Origin of the sequence: Vibrio sp. 397 (assembly GCF_033339395.1) — a bacterium.
Lineage (GTDB): Bacteria > Pseudomonadota > Gammaproteobacteria > Enterobacterales > Vibrionaceae > Vibrio > Vibrio alginolyticus.
This window is the reverse complement of the sequence record NZ_JAWOUN010000003.1, coordinates 260398-282066: the sequence shown is the minus strand read 5'-3', so window position 1 is coordinate 282066 and position 21669 is coordinate 260398. Positions and strand designations below refer to the sequence as shown.

Below are 21669 nucleotides of genomic sequence, written 5' to 3'. Positions count from 1 at the left end.
ACCTCTACGTTTTGTAGAATAAAACCGATCATTGGATGAGATTTCTTCGGTTTACTTGCGTACAACATCGGAAACAAAGAGGATTCCGATGCAAACAATCAATGTCGTGTGGTTAAAGCGAGATTTAAGGCTGACTGACCATCAACCACTAACTCAAGCATTATCAACAAAGCACCCAACTGTGCTTTTGTATATTGTTGAACCATTGCTATTGAACAACCCACACTATTCTGAGCGCCACTGGCGATTTGTTTGGCAATCACTGCAAGACATGGATGAAACGCTCAAAGCGTATGGGCATCGAATCACGGTGCTGTTTGACGATGCTTTAGCATGTTTCCAATCAATTCAAGCGCAATATCAAATCAACGCTGTTTTTTCTCACCAAGAAATAGGACTCAACTGCACCTTTGAACGAGACCGACAAGTTGCCGCTTGGCTGTATGAGCAGAACATCGACTGGTTTGAATTCGAACACGGTGCTGTAATCAGAGGTGCAATAAACCGGCAAGGTTGGGACAAACATTGGGACTCTGTCATGAGAGCCTCAATAAGCCCTATTGAGCTCCCAACCGACTTATTGCATGCATTGGATGCAGAAGCTCTCGGCTGTTCGTTTTCGCCACCATCATCCTGGCTATCAAAATGCAAAGGAATGCAAACGGGAGGAAGCCGGCTCGCTTGGAAAACACTAGAGGACTTTTTCCATCGTCGAGGTCGTGATTACTATCGAAGCATTTCTAGTCCCACCGCCTCACGCACAGCCTTTACTCGACTTTCTCCATATCTCGCTTGGGGTAACATATCCTTGCGTGAAGTTTATCAATACCTTTTGAAACACTGGCAAGTCGCTGGGTTTCGTCGCAGCTTAATTGCATTGTCTTCACGGCTTCATTGGCACTGTCACTTCATCCAAAAATTCGAATCGGAATACGACATGGAGTTTTACTGCGTTAATCGGGCTTACGAACCATTGATTAAACAAAGTAGTACTTTCGATGAAGAAAAGTTAGCAGCATGGAAATCCGGGCATACTGGCGTACCTTTGATTGATGCCTGCATGCGCTGTTTGCACCACACTGGTTACATTAACTTTCGCATGCGTGCCATGCTGGTTAGCTTTCTTACTCACCACATGAACATGGATTGGCGAGTAGGTGTAACGCATTTAGCGCAACTGTTTCTCGACTTTGAGCCTGGAATTCATTACCCACAATTCCAAATGCAAGCAGGAGTAACCGGGACTAACACAATCCGTATTTATAATCCGATCAAGCAAGCCCAAGAACATGATCCTAACGGTACGTTCATCTACAAGTGGGTACCTGAGTTACAAATGGTTCCTCCCCCTCTTTTATTCGAGCCCTGGACAATGACCCAGATGGAAGCTGTCATGTATCAATTGCAGCCAGATAGCCGTTACCTTGCACCTATTATCGCACCAGACAAAGCAGCTAAGGCAGCAAGAGAGCGCTTATGGACGTGGCGGAAACGAGCTGATGTGAAACAAGAAGGCAGACGAATTCTTGCGCGACATGTTAGACCCTCAAAAGAAAGTAGGACGCGATGATCATCTTTCAATCACGATGCGTACAAATGCAAACACACTCCAGGGAACCCGTTGTACCCTCAACTAGTAAGGAACACATTATGTTCAAACGTATCTTAGTTATCGCGGCGACACTGATGGCGACATTATCTTTTATGCTTCCCGTTCAGGCTCATGAGCATGGCATGATGAAAGCCGATATTGTCGACGTTGCCGCTGAAAATGGCTCTTTCAATACGCTTGTTGCTGCGGTGAAAGCAGCGGGCCTGGTTGACACTCTCAAAGGTGAAGGCCCATTTACTGTTTTTGCACCAACGGATGACGCTTTTGCAAAACTGCCAGACGGCACAGTCGACATGCTCTTAATGCCGGAAAACAAAGACAAGTTAGTATCTGTTTTGACTTATCACGTCGTCCCAGGGAAAGTGATGGCTACCGATGTTGTTAAGCTAGACAAAGCGACTACGGTTCAGGGGCAAGATGTGATGATTAAAACCATGGGCGATAAAGTCATGGTTAACGATGCAAATGTCATCGCAACCGATGTGAAAGCTAAAAACGGTGTCATTCACGTGATTGATACTGTCATTATGCCGAAATAACACCATCCAGAGGGCGGTACACTCCGCCCTTTAGACAGAACTTCTTCCACCCTTAGCACGATTCCTCTCCATTTATCCCCAACAAACCTCCACTCATTCTCCATGATTATTAATAAGATAAAAACAAAATTAAAATCAATATCTTACAATACGATACTGCATAATATTGACGAGGTTAAGATATCGTTATCTTTCAATTTGAGAACAGGATTCCATGTCAGTGACGTTTACTTTTCCACATGTAAATTCTTAAGCTAAATTTTGGCTGCTCAATCACATTTCGGCAAACCATTCGAAAGGGTGGGACGCAAAGCTTCCGGTCTGTCAGCATTTAAAAATCTAAAAGAATGCTCATGATAGCGGGGTTACCATGACGCGGTGTTACAGAAGTCCAATTTCTGTAGCGTTGCTTTATGCTCAGCATGCGCCGGGGTGTGACACTAGTTTGTCAGCCATAATAGAGGACATGTGATGAAATCATTTCCAACCAAATCCGTACTCGCGTTAGCACTTGCAAGCATTAGCTCAGGTGCTGCGGCTCACGGTTATGTATCAGAAACCAATGGTGGTGTCGCTGCAAGTCGCTCGGCACTATGTAAGTATCCAACGCCAGATACTAACGAAAAAAATAATAACTGCGGTGCGATTCAATATGAACCGCAAAGCGTTGAAGGCCCTGATGGCTTTCCCGAAACAGGGCCTCGCGATGGTAAAATAGCGAGTGCCGAAACCGCTTTAGCAGCTGCCCTTGATGAGCAAACTGCCGACCGTTGGGTAAAACGCCCTATTCAAGCAGGTACACAAACTTTTGAATGGACATTTACCGCTAACCACGTGACGCGCGACTGGAAATATTACATCACCAAGCCTGATTGGAACCCAAACGCTTCACTATCACGAGACTCTTTTGATCTAACTCCTTTCTGTGTCGTCGACGGCAATATGGTTCAACCCCCGAAACAGGTAAGCCATCAATGTAATGTGCCTACTCGCGAGGGATACCATGTCATCCTGGCAGTATGGGATGTTGGCGACACTGCAGCCTCATTTTATAACGTGATCGATGTGAAATTTGATGGTGACAGTCCCGTTATTCCAGATTGGAAGCAAGGCGGTCAAATTATTCCTACAATGGATTTAAATATTGGGGATTCGGTTTATACACGCGTATTTGATCAAGCAGGTGAAAACGTGGCGTATAGAACTGAACTAGAAATTACCGATGCAGCAATGGGCCAAGCGAAAAACTGGTCTTACGCACTCGCGACTAAGCTAAACCAAGAACAAGCAAAACTGCAAGCCGGGCAGTATGCAGAGGATAAATTCACTCCTGTTTATAGTACTAATCCGGTGTATCTGCAAGCAAATAGCGGCCTTGAGCGAGTAGAGATCGGCTATAACATTGAAACTCCTGTTCCAGAATACTCACTCACAGTAGATGGCTTAGCAGACGAATATATCATTGAGTCAACACCGACAACGTTGGATCTGACACTAACTGCTGAAGGCGATTTAAATGCAGAACTCACCGTTTACAATCACCATCGCGAACCACTTGCAAGTTGGGCAAACGAAATGAAAGACGGCTCGGTAGAGGCGATATCGCTCGCTTTAAGTAAATCGGAGCCGGGTCACCATATGCTCGTGACACGTATTAAGGATAAAAATGGCAACTTGGTGGATCAGCAAACACTCGACTTTCACTTAAAAGAAGAGTCAGTTACTCCGCCACCATCTGGTGAGTACGATTTTGTCTTCCCTGAAGGACTATCTAGCTACACGGCGGGCACAAAAGTGCTTGCCAGCGACGGGGGCATTTATCAATGTAAACCTTTCCCATACTCTGGTTACTGTATGCAGTGGAAAGAAAGCGCAAACCATTACGAGCCTGGAATAGGTTCACACTGGGAGATGGCTTGGGATAAAGTCAACTAAATCACCCTTTGAACGTTACGCAAAAGAGCCTCACTATGAGGCTCTTTTATAATCAAACGCAAAAATGACAATTTTCCCGGTCTAAACCATGAACACCAGATAAACTAGTGAGATGCGCTCGCCCCTCAATCAGTCCCATTTCATACCCTTCTAGTAAAACGGATTGTCGCATTGATAAGCGCTGAACATGAAAATTATCTGGTGGGGCAATTACCCTAACATGTGTTCCTGGTGGAGGGTTACGAATAAACTCTAATGATTGATTATAGTTATCTGCACGTCTTAACATCGCATCCGCCATTTTGGGGTGCTCCGCAAAAAGTTTCTTCATCAGCCATGTGGTCTTAACTGGCTTTTTGGCATAATTCAGCGGGTGAGAGAGTACTACGGTTATGTCGCGAGCCCCTCGACGATAAGCTTCACGCACTGGGATAGAGTCCGCGACCCCACCATCGGTATAACAACCACCAGAAAAACAAGGGGTATGCTTGTAGGCAATCGGTAATGCTGTTGTCGCTTCAATCGCATGGTGAAAATTATCACGTGTCACGCGATAGTAATCTGCCTGCCCTGTATCTACATTTGTTGTCGCTGCGAGAAAAGGAACGCCATTAAACAGTTTATTTTCATCGACGGGATACAAGCGATTAGATTCTTCAAACAACCACTTCACATCGATGAGGTCCCCACCTTTAACGAAGCGAGTCGGGTCAAAAAAGCGTTTGCTTGTGGCCAGCTTAGTAATGACGTTAATACTGCGATGTGGGTAGTCGGTCAAATACCCAATCAAATTTGATGCACCAGCAGATACACCGATTGCAAAATCAAACGGTTTATAACTCTGCTCTAAAAACGCATCTAACACTCCGCTTGCGAAGACGCCTCGCATCGCGCCACCTTCTACTACAATTGCTTTTGTTGCCATATTTCCCCCATTCTCCTTGCCAAAAGAGTAATGAAATTCGTGCAATCACAACAATTGAATATTCTTATTATTGAAATAGGTGAAGTCTATTTATTTCTCTCTTAGAAAATGAAAACTAAAGTTCAAAAAATCCGTCCCCGTTAGAAATGTAATTGCGGGTTGAACCAAGGTGGCAAGGTCTAAGAGAAATCTAGGAGAAAACCGTTTTATAGGCTTCGCCCGCGCCATCAATGAACATTTGAGTACCAATAACCGCTAGAATTAAGCCCATCATTTTAGTCACAACATTTAGAGCACTTGGTCCAACCGCTTTGACCAATTTGTCTCCAAACAAAAACAGTACATAGGTGATCACACAAAGGACAGCGAAAGAAACGATAGTAATAATGGTTTGATCGAAACCACCCGCTGTCGCAAAGTTCATCGCGGTAGCAATCGTTCCAGGCCCAGCTAATATTGGCATCGCCAGTGGAGACACTGCAATACTCAATGCCGCCCGTTGCTGAGCTGGTGAATACGCCTTCTCTTTGGTTTTCTGATGCGTCGAATCACCTTGAAGCATGTTAAAACCTATCAAAAACACCAAAATACCGCCTGTTATTCGCAATGCATAAAGCGTGATACCAAACAAATCAAAAATTAACTTACCGGCAATAGAAAATATCGCGATGATAATAAATGCAATAAAAACCGAGCGGAGCGCAATGGAACGGATGGTTTCTTTATCTTCATCAGCAGTTAAACTCAAAAAGATGGGAATATTGGCGATAGGGTTCATGATGGCAAAGAAGCCCATAAACACCGTAACTGTATGAACAATGAGTTCTTTCATATTTTCCACTGCATTTAAATTATTGATTCTAAAAACAGTATATACGCTCTCAAACAGAACGAGTGGTGTAATCTCGAATCGTCTTCACACTTATGCGCCAAGCATTGTTTTTCTTTTGAGATAGTTTACCGACTCATCAAATGTCGCTAAGGTGAGTCTTCAGCCTTTAACGTAACAGGGGATGTTAAGTCACCATGAACAGCACGATTCAAACAATTCTCAATCACCGCTCAATTCGAAAATTCACCTCACAACCGATTGAGAGCGAACAATTAGATGCCATTCTTCAAGCCGGCCTTGCGGCGTCCTCATCAAGCATGTTGCAAGTCGTTTCAATTATCCGCGTGACCGACAAAGAAAAACGTACGCTATTAGCTCAATATGCCGGAAATCAAGGGTACGTTGAAAGCGCGGCTGAGTTTTTGGTGTTTTGCATTGATTACCAACGCCACGCCAGTATCAACCCAGATGTTCAAGCTGACTTTACCGAGTTAACGCTAATAGGCGCTGTAGACTCGGGCATCATGGCACAAAATTGCTTGCTTGCGGCGGAGTCGATGGGACTAGGAGGTGTGTATATTGGTGGTTTACGAAACAATGCCCAAAAAGTAGACGAATTATTAGGTTTACCTAAAAATACCGCCGTTTTATTTGGTATGTGTCTTGGTCATCCAGATCAAACCCCTGAAGTAAAACCTCGCCTACCTAAGCATGTCGTGGTGCATGAGAATCAGTATCAAGACCTAAACTTGGATGATATTCAGACGTATGACCAAACTATGCAAAACTACTATGCAAACCGTTCGAGCAATCAAAAACAGAGTACTTGGTCGCAAGAAGTCACCAGTAAATTGGCTGGGGAATCACGTCCGCATATCCTGCCTTACTTAAACAGAAAAGGGCTCACTAAAAGGTGATGACTACAATACGATAGGATCAAAAAAGGCCTCTGAAGAGGCCTTTAGAATTTGTCAGCAAAAACTTGCTTAGTTACCGCCTGTCGCGCCAGTGCCTGGACCCGGTGGATCTTCAGGTTCAATTGGCTCACCGACTTCCGCATCTGGAATTTGTGGTACGTCAGGTTCGATATCTTCTAATGGAATCTCGTTATCGATAGCCTCTTGTACATCAGCAACAACTTTCTGAGTATCTTCAGCTGGAATCGTTACGTAGATAACGTCACCTGAATCATTCTCAGGATAATTTGGGTTCGCCGCGATTACATCTTCTGTGATTGCTTTTGCAGCAACAGCTACAGCTTCAGGCGAAGCTATTGGGTTCGCTTTGATGATATCTGATACAACGTTTGCTGTTGCAACTAGCTGAGTAGCAAGTGCGCTGTTACCACCCTCACTGCCAAGTCCTGCTACTACAGATTCTGTATCACGAAGGATTTCGTCAACTGTTTTACCACTTGCATTGATATCGATACCCAAATTCTCGAATACTTTTTCAGCGATATCAGAAGAGTATACTTCACCATCTTTTAAAGAGTTAGCAACCAAAGTCGTAAATGGAGAGCCTGTTACCAATGAATCCGCCTGGGCTAGGCCTTGAGGGATTTTGTAGTCAGATGTAATAGGTTTGCCATTTGACGCGTCTTTACTATCTTCTGTGTGCGTTAATACGAAAGCACAATCACCTGGCGCATTTACAACGTTGATATTTTCAAAACGCGCTTTACCAACCATACCTTCATAGTTTGTTGTATTTTCAATAGCGTCGTATGTCTCACCACCACATACTGCTTGAACTTTCATGCCGATAACAGCTGGGTCATAAGCCTGAACTGAGTATCTTTTTACCTCAGGATCGCTGTCACTACCACAACCTGCTAGTAGGACTGCTGCCACACTTGCCGTTAAAAGTTTGATTTTCAAAATTAGCTCCAATATTTGTTGTTATATCCGACCGCAACAGGAAGCATAACGGCAGTTGCATATAGTGTAAATAGGATGCATACAACTTTGGCATGAGTTTTTTCACATTCTTGCCTGTTTGCTTGTGCAAAATCATGCATTCATCTCATTAACGTTAAATAGACACAATTTTGTCATGTATTCGTCAGTATTTTTTCAAGTAACTTGTTGCCTTTATTGCAACCAGATGGATAATAGTTGACTATTTTTTGTGGGTCGGATTTTCACACCTTCATTAATGAAACTAAGAGCTCTAAGTCGCTAGCAGCCATTTGGAGTGTTTATTACACAAATAATTCTGAATGGACTCGCTTTCTAAAGGCTTAAAACTGCAGTAAATCATCAATATTGATGAAATGCAGTTCAATTAGAATGAATCAATTTCAGTCGGCAAACTTTCTTTCGGTAGTTATAAACCAATGAACACATTTAATAAATTTTTGGGGATATCAGTACTTCCTATCCTTCTTACAGGGTGTACTTTGCCTGGTAGCCACCTTTCGGTCAGTGACAAAACAGTCATGAGCACTGAATCGAGTGATATAGAGTCTCAGGTTACCGTTTATCCCTTAACTTTGGAGCGCGTAACGTCTTTAAATTCAGTGGACCCTTTTTCAAAACCAAACCCAGAGTTAGATATTGAAATCGCAAAATATGAATACGAAGTAGGACCTGGCGATATCCTAAATATCACTATTTGGGATCACCCAGAGCTAACGATCCCAGCGGGCTCATACCGAAGCTCAGCCGAAGCGGGTAACTGGGTGCATTCGGATGGCACGATCTTCTACCCTTACATAGGTGTCGTACATGTTGAAGGCAAAAACGTACGTCAGATTCGTGCAGACATTGCAAGCCGCCTTGCAAAATACATTGAGAGCCCACAGGTCGATGTAAGCGTTGCGGCATTTCGCTCTAAAAAGACTTATGTAACTGGCGAAGTTAACAAGCCAGGACAACAACCAATTACAAACATCCCCCTTACACTTCTAGATGCTGTGAATAGAGCTGGCGGACTGGCTGCCGAGGCTGATTGGCGTAATGCGACACTGACACGCAATGGCGTTGTTGAAAACGTCTCTTTGTATGCTCTGATGCAACAAGGCGATTTAACTCAAAACCGCCTTCTAAAGCCTGGCGATATTGTTCATATTCCTCGAAACGATGCGCAAAAAGTATTTGTTATGGGCGAGGTTAACGATCCGAAATTACTCAAAATTGATCGTAGCGGCATGAGCCTTACTGAGGCTCTTAGCAGCGTTGGTGGTATCAGTGAAATCTCCGCAGATGCTACCGGTGTGTTTGTCATCAGACGTTCAAAAGAAGAAGCTAAAATGGCGGACATTTATCAGCTAGATGTTTCTGACGCTTCTGCTTTGGTGATTGGTACTGAGTTTGATCTCAACCCTTACGACATAGTCTATGTGACGGCTGCACCTGTTAGTCGTTGGAATCGTGTGATTGCTCAGCTCGTTCCAACCATTTCCGGCTTTAATGAACTAACCGAAGGTGTACTACGAGTACGCACTTGGCCGTAAAACAACGTGCCGCAAGAAAATTATCTCTTGCGGCACGTAATCGATAGCTACTCAGCTCAATTGCGCAATATAAAGAAGCCAGCAATTCAGTTGAGATCATAAGCATACAACTTAAAGTAGGGTAAGCATTTGTTTTCTAATATTCTTGTCGTCTGTGTCGGTAATATTTGCCGCTCTCCAACAGGAGAGCGGCTTTTGCAGTCTTTACTACCAAACAAACATGTCGCATCAGCAGGAATCGCAGTAGATAAGAGCCATCTAACGGGAAAAGCTGCTGACGAGATGGCAACCACTATCGCGAACGAACATGGCGTAAGCTTAGATGGACACGAAGCACGACAATTAACACCTGAGCTTTGCGCTCAATACGATCTGATATTGGTTATGGAAAAAGGTCATTTAGAAGCCTTAACCAAAATCGCTCCTGAGGCACGAGGTAAAACGATGCTGTTTGGACAGTGGATAAATGAAAAAAACATCCCTGATCCATACAGACAAAGTAGAGAAGCTTTCGAACATGCATATACGCTTATAGAAAAAGCAGCAAAAGCGTGGTCTCAAAAACTATAAGCCGCAAGGCTAAATAAACGCCAATGGCAAGGTATTTAAGAAGTTAAAGTAATGACAACACAAACTATTAAGCAATCACGTCAAGCCGACGATGAGATCGATTTGGGAAAGTTATTTGGGATCATTCTCGATGCCAAATGGCTCATTCTATGTACCGTAGTCCTATTTTCAATTATAGGCGTCGGCGTTGCCATTCTATCAACACCTATCTATAAAGCTGACGCTCTTATCCAAATCGAAAGTAAGAGTTCAGGTGGTATTTCAGCGATGGTTGGTGATATGGGAGAGCTGTTTTCAGCAGAATCATCAGCGACAACAGAAATAGAGATCATCAAATCTCGTATGATCTTGGGCGGTACTGTTGATAAGTTCAACTTAACGACTGTCGTTTCTCCAAACTACATGCCAATTATTGGTAAAGGCCTAGCTCGACTACAAGGTGAGCAAATCAGTCTGAGCGTTTCACGATTTAATGCTCCTTCTTACGCAGTTGGCGTTCCTTTAACTCTTGAAGTTATTGATTCTGAAAAACAGACGTTCAGGCTCTTAGAAGATGACAATAACGTCATTCTAGAAGGTAAAGTTGGTGAACTGCTTGAGAAGAATGGATACCAGTTTTTGGCGACTGAACTTATGGCTCAAACTGGTGACTCATTCACGGTCAGCAAAATCAGTAAATTAGATGCAATTAATAAACTTCAAGAAAACTTATCGATTAGCGAACGTGGTAAGCAAACCGGGATTATATCTTTAAGCTTCTCTGGTGAAGACCGCGCTAAGATTCAAGATATCTTGAACGACATTAGCCAAAACTACTTCTTACAAAACGTTCAAAGAAATTCTGCAGAGGCAGAGCAAAGCCTCGAGTTCTTGAAAGGTCACCTCCCAGACATCAAAACAAAACTGACCGCTTCTGAAGACGTTTTAAATCGGTTCCGTCAAGAAAATGAATCTATCGACTTAGGCCTTGAAGCTCAGTCAACGCTGAAAGTAATGGTTGAGTTAGAAGCACAGCTAAATGAGCTTACATTCAAAGAAAGTGAGATCAGCCAACGCTTCACACAGGATCACCCAGCTTATAAGTCGCTACTTGATAAACGTGAAACACTATTAAAAGAGAAAGAACGTCTTAATAAACAAGTTCAAAAGTTACCGAAAACACAGCGTGAAGTTCTACGTATGACACGCGATGTAGAAGTAAACCAACAAATCTACATCCAACTATTGAACAAGGTTCAAGAGCTCAACATTATTAAAGCCGGAACAGTTGGCAACGTTCGAATCTTAGATAACGCTCAATCTTTCTCTAAGCCAATTAAGCCGAAAAAAGCGCTTATCGTTGTGCTAGCAACACTGCTTGGCGGTATGGCAGGCGTTGCTTTCGTATTAATTCGTGCAGCATTCCACCGTGGTGTGGAAACACCAGATCAAATTGAACAGATTGGCATGCCAGTTTACGCAAGCGTTCCAAAATCTATTCAACAACTGGAATTTGCAAACAAGCTTAAGCGCAACAAAGGCAGCAACAATGAGCTAGTCCTTCTAGCGGAAGCTAACCCAGCCGATCTTTCCATTGAGGCTCTACGTAGTCTTCGCACTAGCTTGCACTTTGCAATGATGGAAGCGAAGAATAACGTTCTTATGATTTCAGGTCCTGCACCATCTATCGGCAAAACATTTGTATCGACCAACTTTGCGGCCGTCGCTGCGAAAACCGGTCAGAAAGTGCTGCTTATTGATGCGGATATGCGTAAAGGTTATTTGCAGCAATGCTTCGGTCTACGTTGGGACAACGGTCTTTCTGATTACTTGAGCGGTAAGACATCCCTTAGCAACATCATTAAATCTACATCCATTGATAATTTAGATGTTGTGACTCGCGGCCAAGTACCACCAAATCCGTCAGAACTTCTTATGCACCCTCGCTTCAAGAGCTTTGTTGACGAGATGTCTGCACAATACGATCTAGTCATCATCGATACACCGCCTGTACTCGCAGTTACCGACCCAAGCATTGTTGGCGCGCTTGCAGGAACAACTCTGATGGTCGCTCGTTTTGATCAAACGACTTTGAAGGAGATTGAAGTCGCGCAAGGTCGCTTCGAGCAATCAGGCGTTGAAGTTAAAGGTGTGATTCTCAATGCAGTTGAGAAAAAGGCATCTAACTCATACGGCTATGGATACGGCTACTATAACTACGCGTACAAAAGCGAATCATAAGTTGAATTTAGATCGCTAATTAAACCAAATATGACAAAGCCCTGCTAGAAACAGCAGGGCTTTTTCTATTGCACTCTTAATTGCTTGTACGTAATCAAACTAAGCAAGACAAAGAATATTGGGTCACTCCAACCAAAACCGACAAATACTCCGATAATGCCGGCATAGGTAGTAATCACTGCCCCTAAGCCATTAGTAATCAATAATGCTTTAAACAGCTGTTTCGCAGTATGCCCTGATTCCACATTACGTAACATCAAACTCACCGCAGCGATTCCACCTAAAAAGATCGAAGTATGCTGCGATAAAAACAGCGCGTACTGGTCGTTAATTTGTACTCCATACATCGACCACATTATGGTTGGTACAAAAAACAACGCAAAAGCGAATACCGTATATACGACACCATGAACGGTTAGAAAAGTGCGGTTGGTCATCATCTCCTTATCCTCTAATAGGCCCTTGATTGAGCGTCGTTAACGGCACATTGATATCGAAAATTTGACCTCGTACTTCGACTACGCCCATTTTTCGTAAGCGTGCGGCATGCATTTCGAGATACGCTTGCGCCGTGGCTTCATCTTCAAAAAGATAGATACCACCACCGAGTTTGTCTTTTTCGCTTTCCGTCCAGATTTTCCAAATCATGCCCGACTCTTGGTTAATCGACTTAGCTAAGTCGACCAAAGCATTCGACATCTCTTCACCAAACGGACCATGAAATTCAAAATCAACTTGTAATAATTTCGCCATCTTGAGTCTCCTCTTCTTATTGACTCGTTTTCGATGACAAGATTATTACCTTTATAAAACTGACAAAAAAGTTCATAATTTTGCCATTAACTGTCTAAAAAATTGACTCATGAGACTAAAAACGACCTTAGAACAATGGCAAACGCTACAAGCGATTGCTCAAGAAGGCAGTATTCAATCCGCAGCTTTACTGCTCAACAAGAGCCATACCACATTGATCTACTCGGTGAGGAAGTTAGAAGACCAACTTGGTATTCAACTTATCGAAGTACGAGGGCGCAAAGCGGGTTTGACAGAGCACGGTAAAACCATACTGCGTCGTGCACAATCCATGCTTGAACAAGCGCGGGAACTAGAAGTCATCAGCAAGCAGTTAAAAAGTGGGGTGGAATCTCAAATCACGGTCGCAGTAGATCATCTTTGTGACCCTTGTTGGCTTTATGCACCACTCAGTCAATTTTTGGAGGACAACAACACGACCTCCGTTCAAGTGGTTGAAACGTCACTGAGCAAAACAACCGAAATGGTCGTAAATGAGCTCGCTGACATCGCAATCATCAACTTACCGATAACCAACTACCCTGCCGAAGCATTTGGCGTAACAACCATGCTGCCTGTAATCGCAGCACACCATCCACTCGCTAAAAAGCCGCATGTTTCCATCGACGATTTTGCAACCACCAGCCAAATTGTCATCCGTGACTTAGGTGATTCAGACAAAACGAAAAGAGATGTGGGTTGGTTACGCGCACGTCAGCGTATTACCGTCGATAACTTCGACCACGCTTTTCACGCCGTAGAGCAAGGCGTTGGGTTTTGTCGGCTACCAGCGCACTTAGTCTCAGCCCGAAAGAGCGATAAAATTAAAGTATTGGAGCTCGAACACTCCCATCAATATCAAGTTGCGCTGCACCTCACTTTGCCCAAAGGAGCCAAAAGTGGTCCTGCGACTCAAGCGCTTTATCGTATTTTACTCAAAAGTGTAGAAACTCGAGTCTAGCAACAGTGGTATTGAGTTGAATCGCTAGTGTTATCGCCCATTGATTCTCCCTAAACATAGAGAAACGGCCATTTTGTGACGCTACACTCTCACAAAAGGTTGCACGAAGGATAGCGACCACCTACTATCACTCTGCTCATGCCTAAAGCACCCAACACTCGCGGAAAGAACTCGGTTCACGGCAATATCCTCACCTGCTTGGTTTAGCAGGCACAATCTGTTTTTACCTTCTTTTTAGCTTCTATTTAGGCGAGTGTGGAAGAAATAAGAAAGGTGAAATATGAACTCTACAAATAGCTTCTCGATCAATATCAATCAGCAAAAATCCATTGCTAAAAAAAGGCTCAAAGCTATCCGCCTATACGATGACGCCACGTTGGAGTTAGTTAAGCGATTTCACTCCAAACCAGAATCTTTGGCTCCCAATACAATTCAATTGGCTGACGTTCAACATGCACTCGCAAGAGAACTGGGCTTATCCAGTTGGAGTAAACTAAAAGCTCATGTCGAAGAGCTAGAAGCGCACAAACTAGCCATCAAAGAACAAAAACCGCCCCTAGATGCAAAAGTAAAAACGCTACACGTTCGTTGTGGCCACGACATTCAACAACAACTTAAAGCCAGCGGATTTGAAGGGACATTTTTAGCCCTGATCGATCCGCTTTGTATTGGCCCCATACCAGCAACACCGCAGAACTTCCTTGCCATTCGTGCCCAATATGTCGTAGAGACTCTGCTGCCCGTGATGAAGCGTGAAGACTCGGTTCAAGATATAGTCACATTGGAACAATCAAACCTCGATCTGTTGCAAAGTGATGTATTTGAACGAATCGTCTTTTGGGTCGAACATGACAGTTATGATCAATTGATGCTAATTCGTGCTCTAACACAGTTAGAGAATGTAGAGAATAAAGTGATAGAGATCATTGAGTTGAACCAGTTCTCGGGCACTGAACGATTCATCGGCTTTGGGCAGTTGCCTGAAGAAGCTATTCGTTCTTGTTGGCGATACCGTAAACCTGTGACAGCAAAATTATTCAGTCAGGCTAAACGGTGTTGGCACGCTATTACATCACCGACACCTATTTCCATAGTTAATTTGATTCAGCAGCATAACCTGGATTGCTTGCCCAATATATTCAACGTGCTTAAACGCCATTTGCAAGAGTTACCTAATTCACAAACTGGATTGAGCTTGACACAACACCTCGCACTAAAGGTTTTGAGCTCGCAAAATCGTTCAATTCCCATCAAAGATTGGTTTGAGCAATATCAACAACTAGAACCTCTTCCTTACCTAGGAGACGTGATGTTTTACGCGTTACTCCTCCCTCTAGCACAGTGTCAAACACCTTTGATCACGATTGAGTCACGTGAAAGGCACTGGTGGGAACAAAGCGTCCGTATCACTGAGGCTGGCAAGCAGTGTTTGGAAGGCTTAATACGAGCGAAACAATGCTATTGGGTTGGAGGGATTAAAAATACCAGTCAAAGTTATTGGAGCTGGGATCACCTCCAACTAACTACACTTGCCAACCATCATTGAGTTGACAAATATGAAAGCATAAAGGGTTCGTTGGCTCTGATGAACACTCAATACTAAATTATCCCTAAAGAAGCGACCGCTAGTCTGAATACAACTTAAATAGTTATGCAGAAATGCATCCACTCAAAGAGAGTATGCACTCTATCTCTTATTAGAATTTATTGTAAATCCTCTTTGTTATCGGTTGTATATTCGATAAAAGTGTTAAAATACAAACTTTTTATCCAGCCAATTCGTTAATTTTTGGTTAAAATTCCATTTTTATTAGTGATAAAGTTCACATCTATTAACCATTTAGAGGATTATTCTTTCGTATTTTCTCACTCCGCTGCTAATCTGCTCGCCGCTTTGAAGTGAACTCAAGGTGCATAACTATAAGGAGTGTTCTCATGAATACCAAGAAACCGATGTCGCTTACCAGCCGCGTAATTTTAGGTATGGTTGCGGGTATCTTGACAGGATTTGCAATTCGCACACTTTTTGCCGACAACGGATTTGTCGACGCATACATTGTTAATGGATTATTCGAAGTTGGTGGACAGATCTTCGTTGCCAGCTTAAAAATGCTTGTTGTACCGCTAGTATTTGTTTCGTTAGTTTGTGGTACTAGCTCTCTCAAAGACCTTTCTACACTGGGTCGCATGGGTGGTAAAACCCTCGCTTTCTACGTTACAACAACGGCTATCGCGATTACGCTTGCTCTAACTATGGGTACTCTGTTCCAGCCAGGTGCTGGCGCTGACCTAACCGCAGCAAGTTCATTCAAATCAGCAGAAGCACCATCTTTGGGTCAGGTGATCATCGATATGTTCCCAACCAACCCTATCAGTGCGATGGCTGAAGGTAAAACCCTGCAAGTTATTGTGTTCGCGGTACTATTTGGTATCGCGATCAGCGCAGCAGGCAAACCTGGTGAACGTATTGCAGCGTTCTTCGCTGATCTGAATGAAGTGATCATGAAACTGGTCGCGATTTTGATGAACTTGGCGCCTTATGGTGTGTTCTTCTTAATGGCGAAGCTATTTACTGGTCTTGGTCTGGGCGCAATCGTCAATCTGGCAGAGTACTTCTTAGTACTGGCGGGGACGCTTGTCCTGCACGGCCTAGTCACTTACAGCTTAATGTTAAAAGGTTTCACTGGTCTAAATCCAATTACGTTCCTGCGTAAGATGGAAGACGCGATCATGTTTGCTTTCTCGACCGCATCATCAAACGCGACGATTCCAGTGACAATGGAAACAGCAAAGCACCGCATGGGTGTTGAGAACCGTGTATCATCGTTCACAGTACCGCTTGGTGCAACCGTGAACATGGACGGTACGGCGATCATGCAGGGCGTAGCAACTGCGTTTATTGCTCAAGCTTTCAATATTGATTTAACTATGGGCGATTACCTAATGGTTATCATGACGGCAACTCTGGCGTCTATCGGTACCGCAGGTGTTCCTGGTGTGGGTCTTGTCATGCTTGCTATGGTATTGAACCAAGTTGGTCTGCCGCTTGAAGGTATCGCGCTCATCATGGGTGTTGACCGTCTACTTGATATGATTCGTACCGCAGTTAACATCACCGGTGACAGCGCAGTGACTATCATTGTTGCTAAATCGGAAGGCGCACTGGATGAAACTCGCTTCAACGATCCAAAAGCTGGGGTCGCAGAAGAAGAAGTGCATCTAAAACGCGCGGAAGCTTAAACCCTTCCAAACTCAATTATCCTGTCTAAATGAAAGCCCCGATGGAAACATCGGGGCTTTTGTTTTATCTGGAATCTACAGCATAGGTCATAGCCGCCCTACTCCGTCATCGAACTCAGCTTTTCTCTCGCTTGTTCTTCATGCTCGTCGGTGATGGCATTACCGACTGAGTTCGCGGCTAAGGTAAGTGCCGCCATATCATCGGTAAAACCGACGCCAGCTAGTACGTCTGGCACCATATCTGTTGGTAGGACGAAGTAAGCCAGCGCGCCACCTAAAATAGCCTTGTGGCGAACAGAGGTGTTGGAATCTGCCATCGCGAGCCATGATTTTATGCCCATTACGGCAATTTCTTCACCCGCTTTCTTAACCGACCCTTTCATTTTTCGCCAGAATGTTTTCTCATCTGGCGCTTGCATCGTTTGATCTTTGGCGTCTTTCGGCGCCGATTTTACAGACATTGTTGTGGTCATCGTTGCCTCCGAAATTTATGACTATGTCCAACATATTAATAAATCGAACCTGAACGCAAGATTAATAACAAGAAATGATAGTAAAGTGAAACACAGATAGAAAAATCCCCAAACCGAAGTCCGGGGATTATTGCCTTGGAAACAAAAAGTCTTGGAAAACAAAAGTTTTGAAACCAAAAGCTTTGGGAGCCAAGCTTTAGAAGCAGAATGCCTTATTGAACAATCTTCTCCAGTACACGTATCAACATTTTGATACTTGGTTCAATAGACTCAAGCAACAAGTACTCTTGATCGCTGTGGAAGCCCGCACCGATAGGTCCTAGACCATCCAAAGTTGGAACACCAAGAATCGCCGTGTTGTTTGCATCAGAGCCACCACCTACTTCTTTCCAGTTGATGTCGATCGCCAGTTCACTTGCGGCTTCTTCAACTAGCATCATCAGGCTTTCTGTTTGTGGGCTTGGCACCATAGAAGGCTTATAAGCTTCACGAACCAACTCAATTCTCACGCCATCAACGAATGGTGTTTCCAGCATGCCATTTAGCTTGCTATCGACATCATCGTATTCTTCGTTGCTCCAGAAACGCACATCCACGATCGCTTCCGCGTGCTCAGGGACGATGTTCGCACCGTTGCCGCCAGAAACAATGCCGACGTTCAGCGTAGTACCAGATTCAAAGTTGGTCATTGCATTGACAGCCAGAATCCAATTCGCCATCTCAGTGATTGCGCTGCGGCCGTTTTCTGGCTCGTTACCTGCGTGAGCAGCAACGCCATTAAAGGTCATTTTGTAGCGAGCCATGCCTTTGCGCGCTTTCACTAAACCACCGTCTGCACGTGCTGCTTCTGCAACCAGCACATTCTTAGCGTTTTTCGCAACTGATTGAATCCAATCCACAGAGTCCAGAGAGCCAGTCTCTTCATCTGGGTTCATGCAGATAGCGATAGACAACTTATCCAACACCGCTTGGTCTAGATTGCGCATCGCGTATACGATGTTCAGCAAGCCAGATTTCATGTCCGAGACGCCCGGACCGTAGGCTTTCTCTGCATCTTGAGACATTGGACGAAGCTCAGCAGTACCCACAGGGAACACGGTATCCATGTGACCAATCAGCATTACGTCGATTTGCTCAGCTTCCGGCTTGTTTCGAACTTCAAGACCGATGCCCGCTCTGCCACAGTCGATGCGTTTTACGCTCCAACCTGACATCGCTTGGTACTTCTCTTCAAATTGAGAAGCGATAAACTCGATACCATCAGTCGTGTAAGTGCCACAATCCACATTAATCAGCGGACGTAGCTCTTCTAGATATTCATTTAGAGAGAATTGCATGACTCACTCCTAGACAAACAGATTCATCACCAGCATTGCGCCAAACGCGTTCAATACTGAGATTGCAATCATAACTGGGATGTAACGACCTTCAGTACCAATTGGACCCATGATACGACCCATGTACTGAACTTGAGAGCCCATTAGGTAGATAGCAGGCGCAAGAATCGCAATGTGCGTACCGTTCAGGATACCTTGGTCAAACAGCGTAATCACTACGCCAACCGCACCGCCCATCGACATCCAAGCACCGATCAATACCGCTGCTGCTTCACCCGGAAGACCAAACACATCCATGATTGGAGAAAACACCGTGCCCATCAGATCCAACGCGCCAGTGATTTGAAGCGCTTTGATGATAACGAACGCCATCAATACGTTAGGCACCGTAGAGGTAGTCGCAATTACCCAGCCTTTCTTAGCACCCTCGACGAAGATATCCGTCACCATTGGTTTTTTCGCTTTAACGTCACCCATTATGCCGTCTCCTCTTTTAGGTTCTCTGATTTGTTTTGGTCTTGCTTGTCTTCTTTACCTTCCGTCATGTTCAGGTAGATACGGAACAGGTTCGCGCCGATGATCTTAAATGCGAACATCACCACAACTGCTAAACCAATAGAAGACGTTACTGCTAGAGAGCCGTCAGCCATCGTCAGTGTGAACAGCACAGCACCCGATGAGAAGAAGTTCACGATGGTTGCACCTGCAGTGAACTGGAACATGGTAAATACGTCCGTTTCACGCTTAGTTAGGTGACCTTCATCTTTTAGCTGACGCGTCATTGCCGCACCTGCATCGGTACTTTGTAGAGAAGCAATTAAAGCCAGACCAGAGTTACCAGGGATGCCCATTAGAGGACGTAGAAGAGGAGTAAGAAGCTTACGAGCTGCTTCAAGTGCACCGTAGTGCTCAAGTACGTTGATCATACCTAAGGCGAACATAACAGTTGGAATCAAAGTAAGTGCGAAAATGAAACCGTCACGAGCACCGCTACCACCAGTACCGCGAAGCGACGTTGTTGCAACTTGCACACCGTCAGCCGTTTCGGTGACACCATACGCCACCTTGCCGAAAGAGCCATTGAGCGTTGTAAAGTCGAATACACCGTACCATTCGCTAGATTGCATCAGGCCAGAAAAGAACACAACCGCAAACGCCAGAGCAACGTAGCACCCCAGTGTAACTTTACGCTCAGTTTGAACAGGAATTTTCATAACATTACCTACACATGTGGAACTTAACACATATGTTCACCTGAATAATGTGCTAGAGAGATGATCAAAATCAATCCGCCTGCCGAACATTATCGCGACTCAGTTATGAAGTTTTGTTTTATGATTTCAATCACAATTGAAAGATAATAAAAATTTGTGCTAACAATTAGGTATATTAATCTATGTCGATAGCTCACGACTTCTTCATCAACTCAAAAAATGATTCTGACGAATATTGCTTTCTACAACATTCATGACGTACTTCATACTTTGGCATTGAGGCAATATCGATTAACTCGAAAGTAACATTCAGCCACGAAATTTAGGTTAGGATGGTCCGGTCATATGTAAACGGCATAAACCAGAATTAACAGGACTATACGACCCATTGTTACGCTCACAATATAAAATAGCCAAATGGACACTCGCCCTCGTGCTTTGGGTGGTGATGATATGCTTAAGCCAAAATTCTGGTTTCTCGAAAAGCTGCCCAAAGGCTCACCAAATACAGAGTCAGCAAGATGAAAGCGTGAATTTATCACCATCTTGCGACCTTTCAGAAAAGTTGGTTCAAGCGTACCAACATCAGTTTGATCATATTCTTATTCCATTTTTTCTGTTTGCTTTGATTGTGGCGCTGCCGATGACAACCACAGCAATTCGCTATCTGGAATACACAGAACCGATACCGGAAAAGTATCGGGTTCACCTAAAACTTTGCGTGTTTAGAGAATAAAGCCAGCAAGGCGAGAGACCTTTCTGCCTGACTTTTGTACATATTTTATTCACTTCACATAACAAACAACGAAATTTAAAAGTTTTAGGAAATATTATGACATTCACTCGTACACTTTTGGCGTTAACGATGGCTATCGTACCTGCCGTATCTTTCGCATCAGAAAAGACCGCAGAACAAAAGCTAGAGGAAGTTACTCAGATACTAAAAGAAAACCCTCAAATTCTTGATTCATTGCACCAAAACCTTCAAGAGTACATTGCGTATCAACAGTCATTTGGCGACACCTTGAAGGAGGTTCGTCAATATCTAAGTGATGGCAAACATTCCTCTTTTGGTGCTGAAAACCCTGAGTTAACCATTATTAACGTAACAGACTACAGCTGCCCTTTTTGTAAACGTTTAGAAGGAGAGCTGGTCAAAGTTGGTAAGGAATATCCGCAGGTAAAAGTGCTTAACCTCAATGTCTCTTTTAAAGAACAATACGAGAAAAACGGCTACAACTCGGCAAGTTACGCATTAAATGTTTGGCAAAACCAGCGAGATAAGTACGAACAAGTGCATGAGTTATTGGTGAAAAAACCGGGCGCACATGACGCACGTTCCTTAAATCAAATCGCGAAAAAAACGGGGACAGAAGCACAGCTTGTCGACGACAAAGAGACCAAGGCGTTGCTTGATAAAAACTATCAGTATTTCACGCAACTTGGTTTACGCGGCACGCCCGCGTTGATCATTAATGATCAAGTCATTCCTGGCTATGTGCCGTTTGACGAGCTAGAAAAAGTCATCGACCAAGAACTGGCGAACTAATACAACAAAGCCC

Annotated in this window: 21 protein-coding genes and 1 riboswitch; of the genes, 12 read left to right on the top strand and 9 right to left on the bottom strand. The window is 44.0% G+C overall.

Features of this window, described 5'->3' with window-relative positions:
* Window positions 1–88 precede the first annotated feature (88 nt).
* From R7P36_RS06695 to gbpA, 3 genes are all read left to right on the top strand, one after another.
* Window positions 89–1570, top strand: coding sequence for a deoxyribodipyrimidine photo-lyase (locus R7P36_RS06695; RefSeq protein ID WP_318122074.1), 1482 nt, complete (start codon window positions 89–91; stop codon window positions 1568–1570).
* A gap of 80 nt (window positions 1571–1650) precedes the next feature.
* Window positions 1651–2151: a fasciclin domain-containing protein gene (locus R7P36_RS06690; RefSeq protein WP_213899081.1), complete on the top strand. Its 501-nt coding sequence runs from the start codon at window positions 1651–1653 to the stop codon at window positions 2149–2151.
* A 272-nt stretch (window positions 2152–2423) separates the two neighbouring features.
* Window positions 2424–2524: riboswitch (cyclic di-GMP riboswitch) on the top strand.
* A gap of 98 nt (window positions 2525–2622) precedes the next feature.
* On the top strand, window positions 2623–4086 hold the full coding sequence (gbpA, locus tag R7P36_RS06685; RefSeq protein ID WP_213899080.1) for an N-acetylglucosamine-binding protein GbpA: 1464 nt from the start codon (window positions 2623–2625) through the stop codon (window positions 4084–4086).
* Between the two features lie 52 nt (window positions 4087–4138).
* Here gbpA and R7P36_RS06680 read toward each other — a convergent pair whose 3' ends face one another.
* Complete coding sequence (locus tag R7P36_RS06680) at window positions 4139–5011, bottom strand: patatin family protein (RefSeq protein ID WP_017634445.1); 873 nt, start codon at window positions 5009–5011, stop codon at window positions 4139–4141.
* A gap of 190 nt (window positions 5012–5201) precedes the next feature.
* On the bottom strand, window positions 5202–5843 hold the full coding sequence (locus tag R7P36_RS06675) for a MarC family protein (RefSeq protein WP_005374889.1): 642 nt from the start codon (window positions 5841–5843) through the stop codon (window positions 5202–5204).
* A 194-nt stretch (window positions 5844–6037) separates the two neighbouring features.
* Here R7P36_RS06675 and nfsA point away from each other — a divergent pair, with 194 nt between their 5' ends.
* Window positions 6038–6760: an oxygen-insensitive NADPH nitroreductase gene (gene nfsA, locus R7P36_RS06670; protein ID WP_213899079.1), complete on the top strand. Its 723-nt coding sequence runs from the start codon at window positions 6038–6040 to the stop codon at window positions 6758–6760.
* A gap of 69 nt (window positions 6761–6829) precedes the next feature.
* Here the strand turns inward: nfsA and R7P36_RS06665 are convergent, their stop codons facing one another.
* Window positions 6830–7723 carry a hypothetical protein gene (locus R7P36_RS06665; protein ID WP_065275508.1) on the bottom strand — a complete coding sequence of 298 codons (894 nt, stop codon included), beginning with the start codon at window positions 7721–7723 and terminating at the stop codon, window positions 6830–6832.
* Between the two features lie 458 nt (window positions 7724–8181).
* On the opposite strand from R7P36_RS06665, the gene R7P36_RS06660 reads away from it, so the two are divergent.
* From R7P36_RS06660 to R7P36_RS06650, 3 genes are all read left to right on the top strand, one after another.
* Entirely contained in the window at window positions 8182–9300 is a 1119-nt protein-coding gene (locus tag R7P36_RS06660) for a polysaccharide export protein (protein WP_017820139.1), read from the top strand.
* A 129-nt stretch (window positions 9301–9429) separates the two neighbouring features.
* On the top strand, window positions 9430–9870 hold the full coding sequence (locus R7P36_RS06655; protein ID WP_085569411.1) for a phosphotyrosine protein phosphatase: 441 nt from the start codon (window positions 9430–9432) through the stop codon (window positions 9868–9870).
* A gap of 51 nt (window positions 9871–9921) precedes the next feature.
* The gene (locus R7P36_RS06650; protein ID WP_213899078.1) at window positions 9922–12090 is read left to right on the top strand and encodes a polysaccharide biosynthesis tyrosine autokinase; all 2169 of its coding nucleotides are present in this window, start codon (window positions 9922–9924) and stop codon (window positions 12088–12090) included.
* A 65-nt stretch (window positions 12091–12155) separates the two neighbouring features.
* Here R7P36_RS06650 and R7P36_RS06645 read toward each other — a convergent pair whose 3' ends face one another.
* On the bottom strand, window positions 12156–12527 hold the full coding sequence (locus R7P36_RS06645) for a hypothetical protein (protein ID WP_213899146.1): 372 nt from the start codon (window positions 12525–12527) through the stop codon (window positions 12156–12158).
* Window positions 12528–12534: 7 nt separating this feature from the next.
* Window positions 12535–12843 carry a monooxygenase gene (locus R7P36_RS06640; RefSeq protein ID WP_005384613.1) on the bottom strand — a complete coding sequence of 103 codons (309 nt, stop codon included), beginning with the start codon at window positions 12841–12843 and terminating at the stop codon, window positions 12535–12537.
* 109 nt (window positions 12844–12952) lie between these two features.
* Here R7P36_RS06640 and R7P36_RS06635 point away from each other — a divergent pair, with 109 nt between their 5' ends.
* The 3 genes from R7P36_RS06635 to R7P36_RS06625 all read left to right on the top strand — a co-directional run bounded on the left by R7P36_RS06635 (window position 12953) and on the right by R7P36_RS06625 (window position 17083).
* The gene (locus R7P36_RS06635; RefSeq protein ID WP_213899077.1) at window positions 12953–13843 is read left to right on the top strand and encodes a LysR family transcriptional regulator; all 891 of its coding nucleotides are present in this window, start codon (window positions 12953–12955) and stop codon (window positions 13841–13843) included.
* A gap of 280 nt (window positions 13844–14123) precedes the next feature.
* Window positions 14124–15389 (top strand): DUF1835 domain-containing protein, encoded by a 1266-nt coding sequence (locus R7P36_RS06630; protein WP_213899076.1) that lies wholly within the window; start codon window positions 14124–14126, stop codon window positions 15387–15389.
* Window positions 15390–15778: 389 nt separating this feature from the next.
* Window positions 15779–17083, top strand: coding sequence for a dicarboxylate/amino acid:cation symporter (locus R7P36_RS06625; protein ID WP_176311354.1), 1305 nt, complete (start codon window positions 15779–15781; stop codon window positions 17081–17083).
* 98 nt (window positions 17084–17181) lie between these two features.
* Here R7P36_RS06625 and R7P36_RS06620 read toward each other — a convergent pair whose 3' ends face one another.
* The 4 genes from R7P36_RS06620 to R7P36_RS06605 all read right to left on the bottom strand — a co-directional run bounded on the left by R7P36_RS06620 (window position 17182) and on the right by R7P36_RS06605 (window position 20107).
* Entirely contained in the window at window positions 17182–17556 is a 375-nt protein-coding gene (locus tag R7P36_RS06620; RefSeq protein WP_176311355.1) for a YkvA family protein, read from the bottom strand.
* 212 nt (window positions 17557–17768) lie between these two features.
* Window positions 17769–18893 carry a M20 family metallopeptidase gene (locus tag R7P36_RS06615; RefSeq protein WP_005374856.1) on the bottom strand — a complete coding sequence of 375 codons (1125 nt, stop codon included), beginning with the start codon at window positions 18891–18893 and terminating at the stop codon, window positions 17769–17771.
* Window positions 18894–18902: 9 nt separating this feature from the next.
* Window positions 18903–19370 carry a YjiG family protein gene (locus tag R7P36_RS06610; RefSeq protein WP_318122072.1) on the bottom strand — a complete coding sequence of 156 codons (468 nt, stop codon included), beginning with the start codon at window positions 19368–19370 and terminating at the stop codon, window positions 18903–18905.
* A complete protein-coding gene (locus R7P36_RS06605) occupies window positions 19370–20107 on the bottom strand; it encodes a nucleoside recognition domain-containing protein (RefSeq protein ID WP_005374846.1) in 738 nt (245 codons plus the stop codon). The genes R7P36_RS06610 and R7P36_RS06605 overlap by 1 nt, the downstream gene beginning before the upstream one ends.
* A gap of 448 nt (window positions 20108–20555) precedes the next feature.
* Between R7P36_RS06605 and R7P36_RS06600 the strand changes: the two genes are divergently transcribed.
* A complete protein-coding gene (locus tag R7P36_RS06600) occupies window positions 20556–20843 on the top strand; it encodes a hypothetical protein (protein WP_049872671.1) in 288 nt (95 codons plus the stop codon).
* A gap of 96 nt (window positions 20844–20939) precedes the next feature.
* The gene (locus tag R7P36_RS06595) at window positions 20940–21656 is read left to right on the top strand and encodes a DsbA family protein (protein WP_005374842.1); all 717 of its coding nucleotides are present in this window, start codon (window positions 20940–20942) and stop codon (window positions 21654–21656) included.
* Window positions 21657–21669 lie beyond the last annotated feature (13 nt).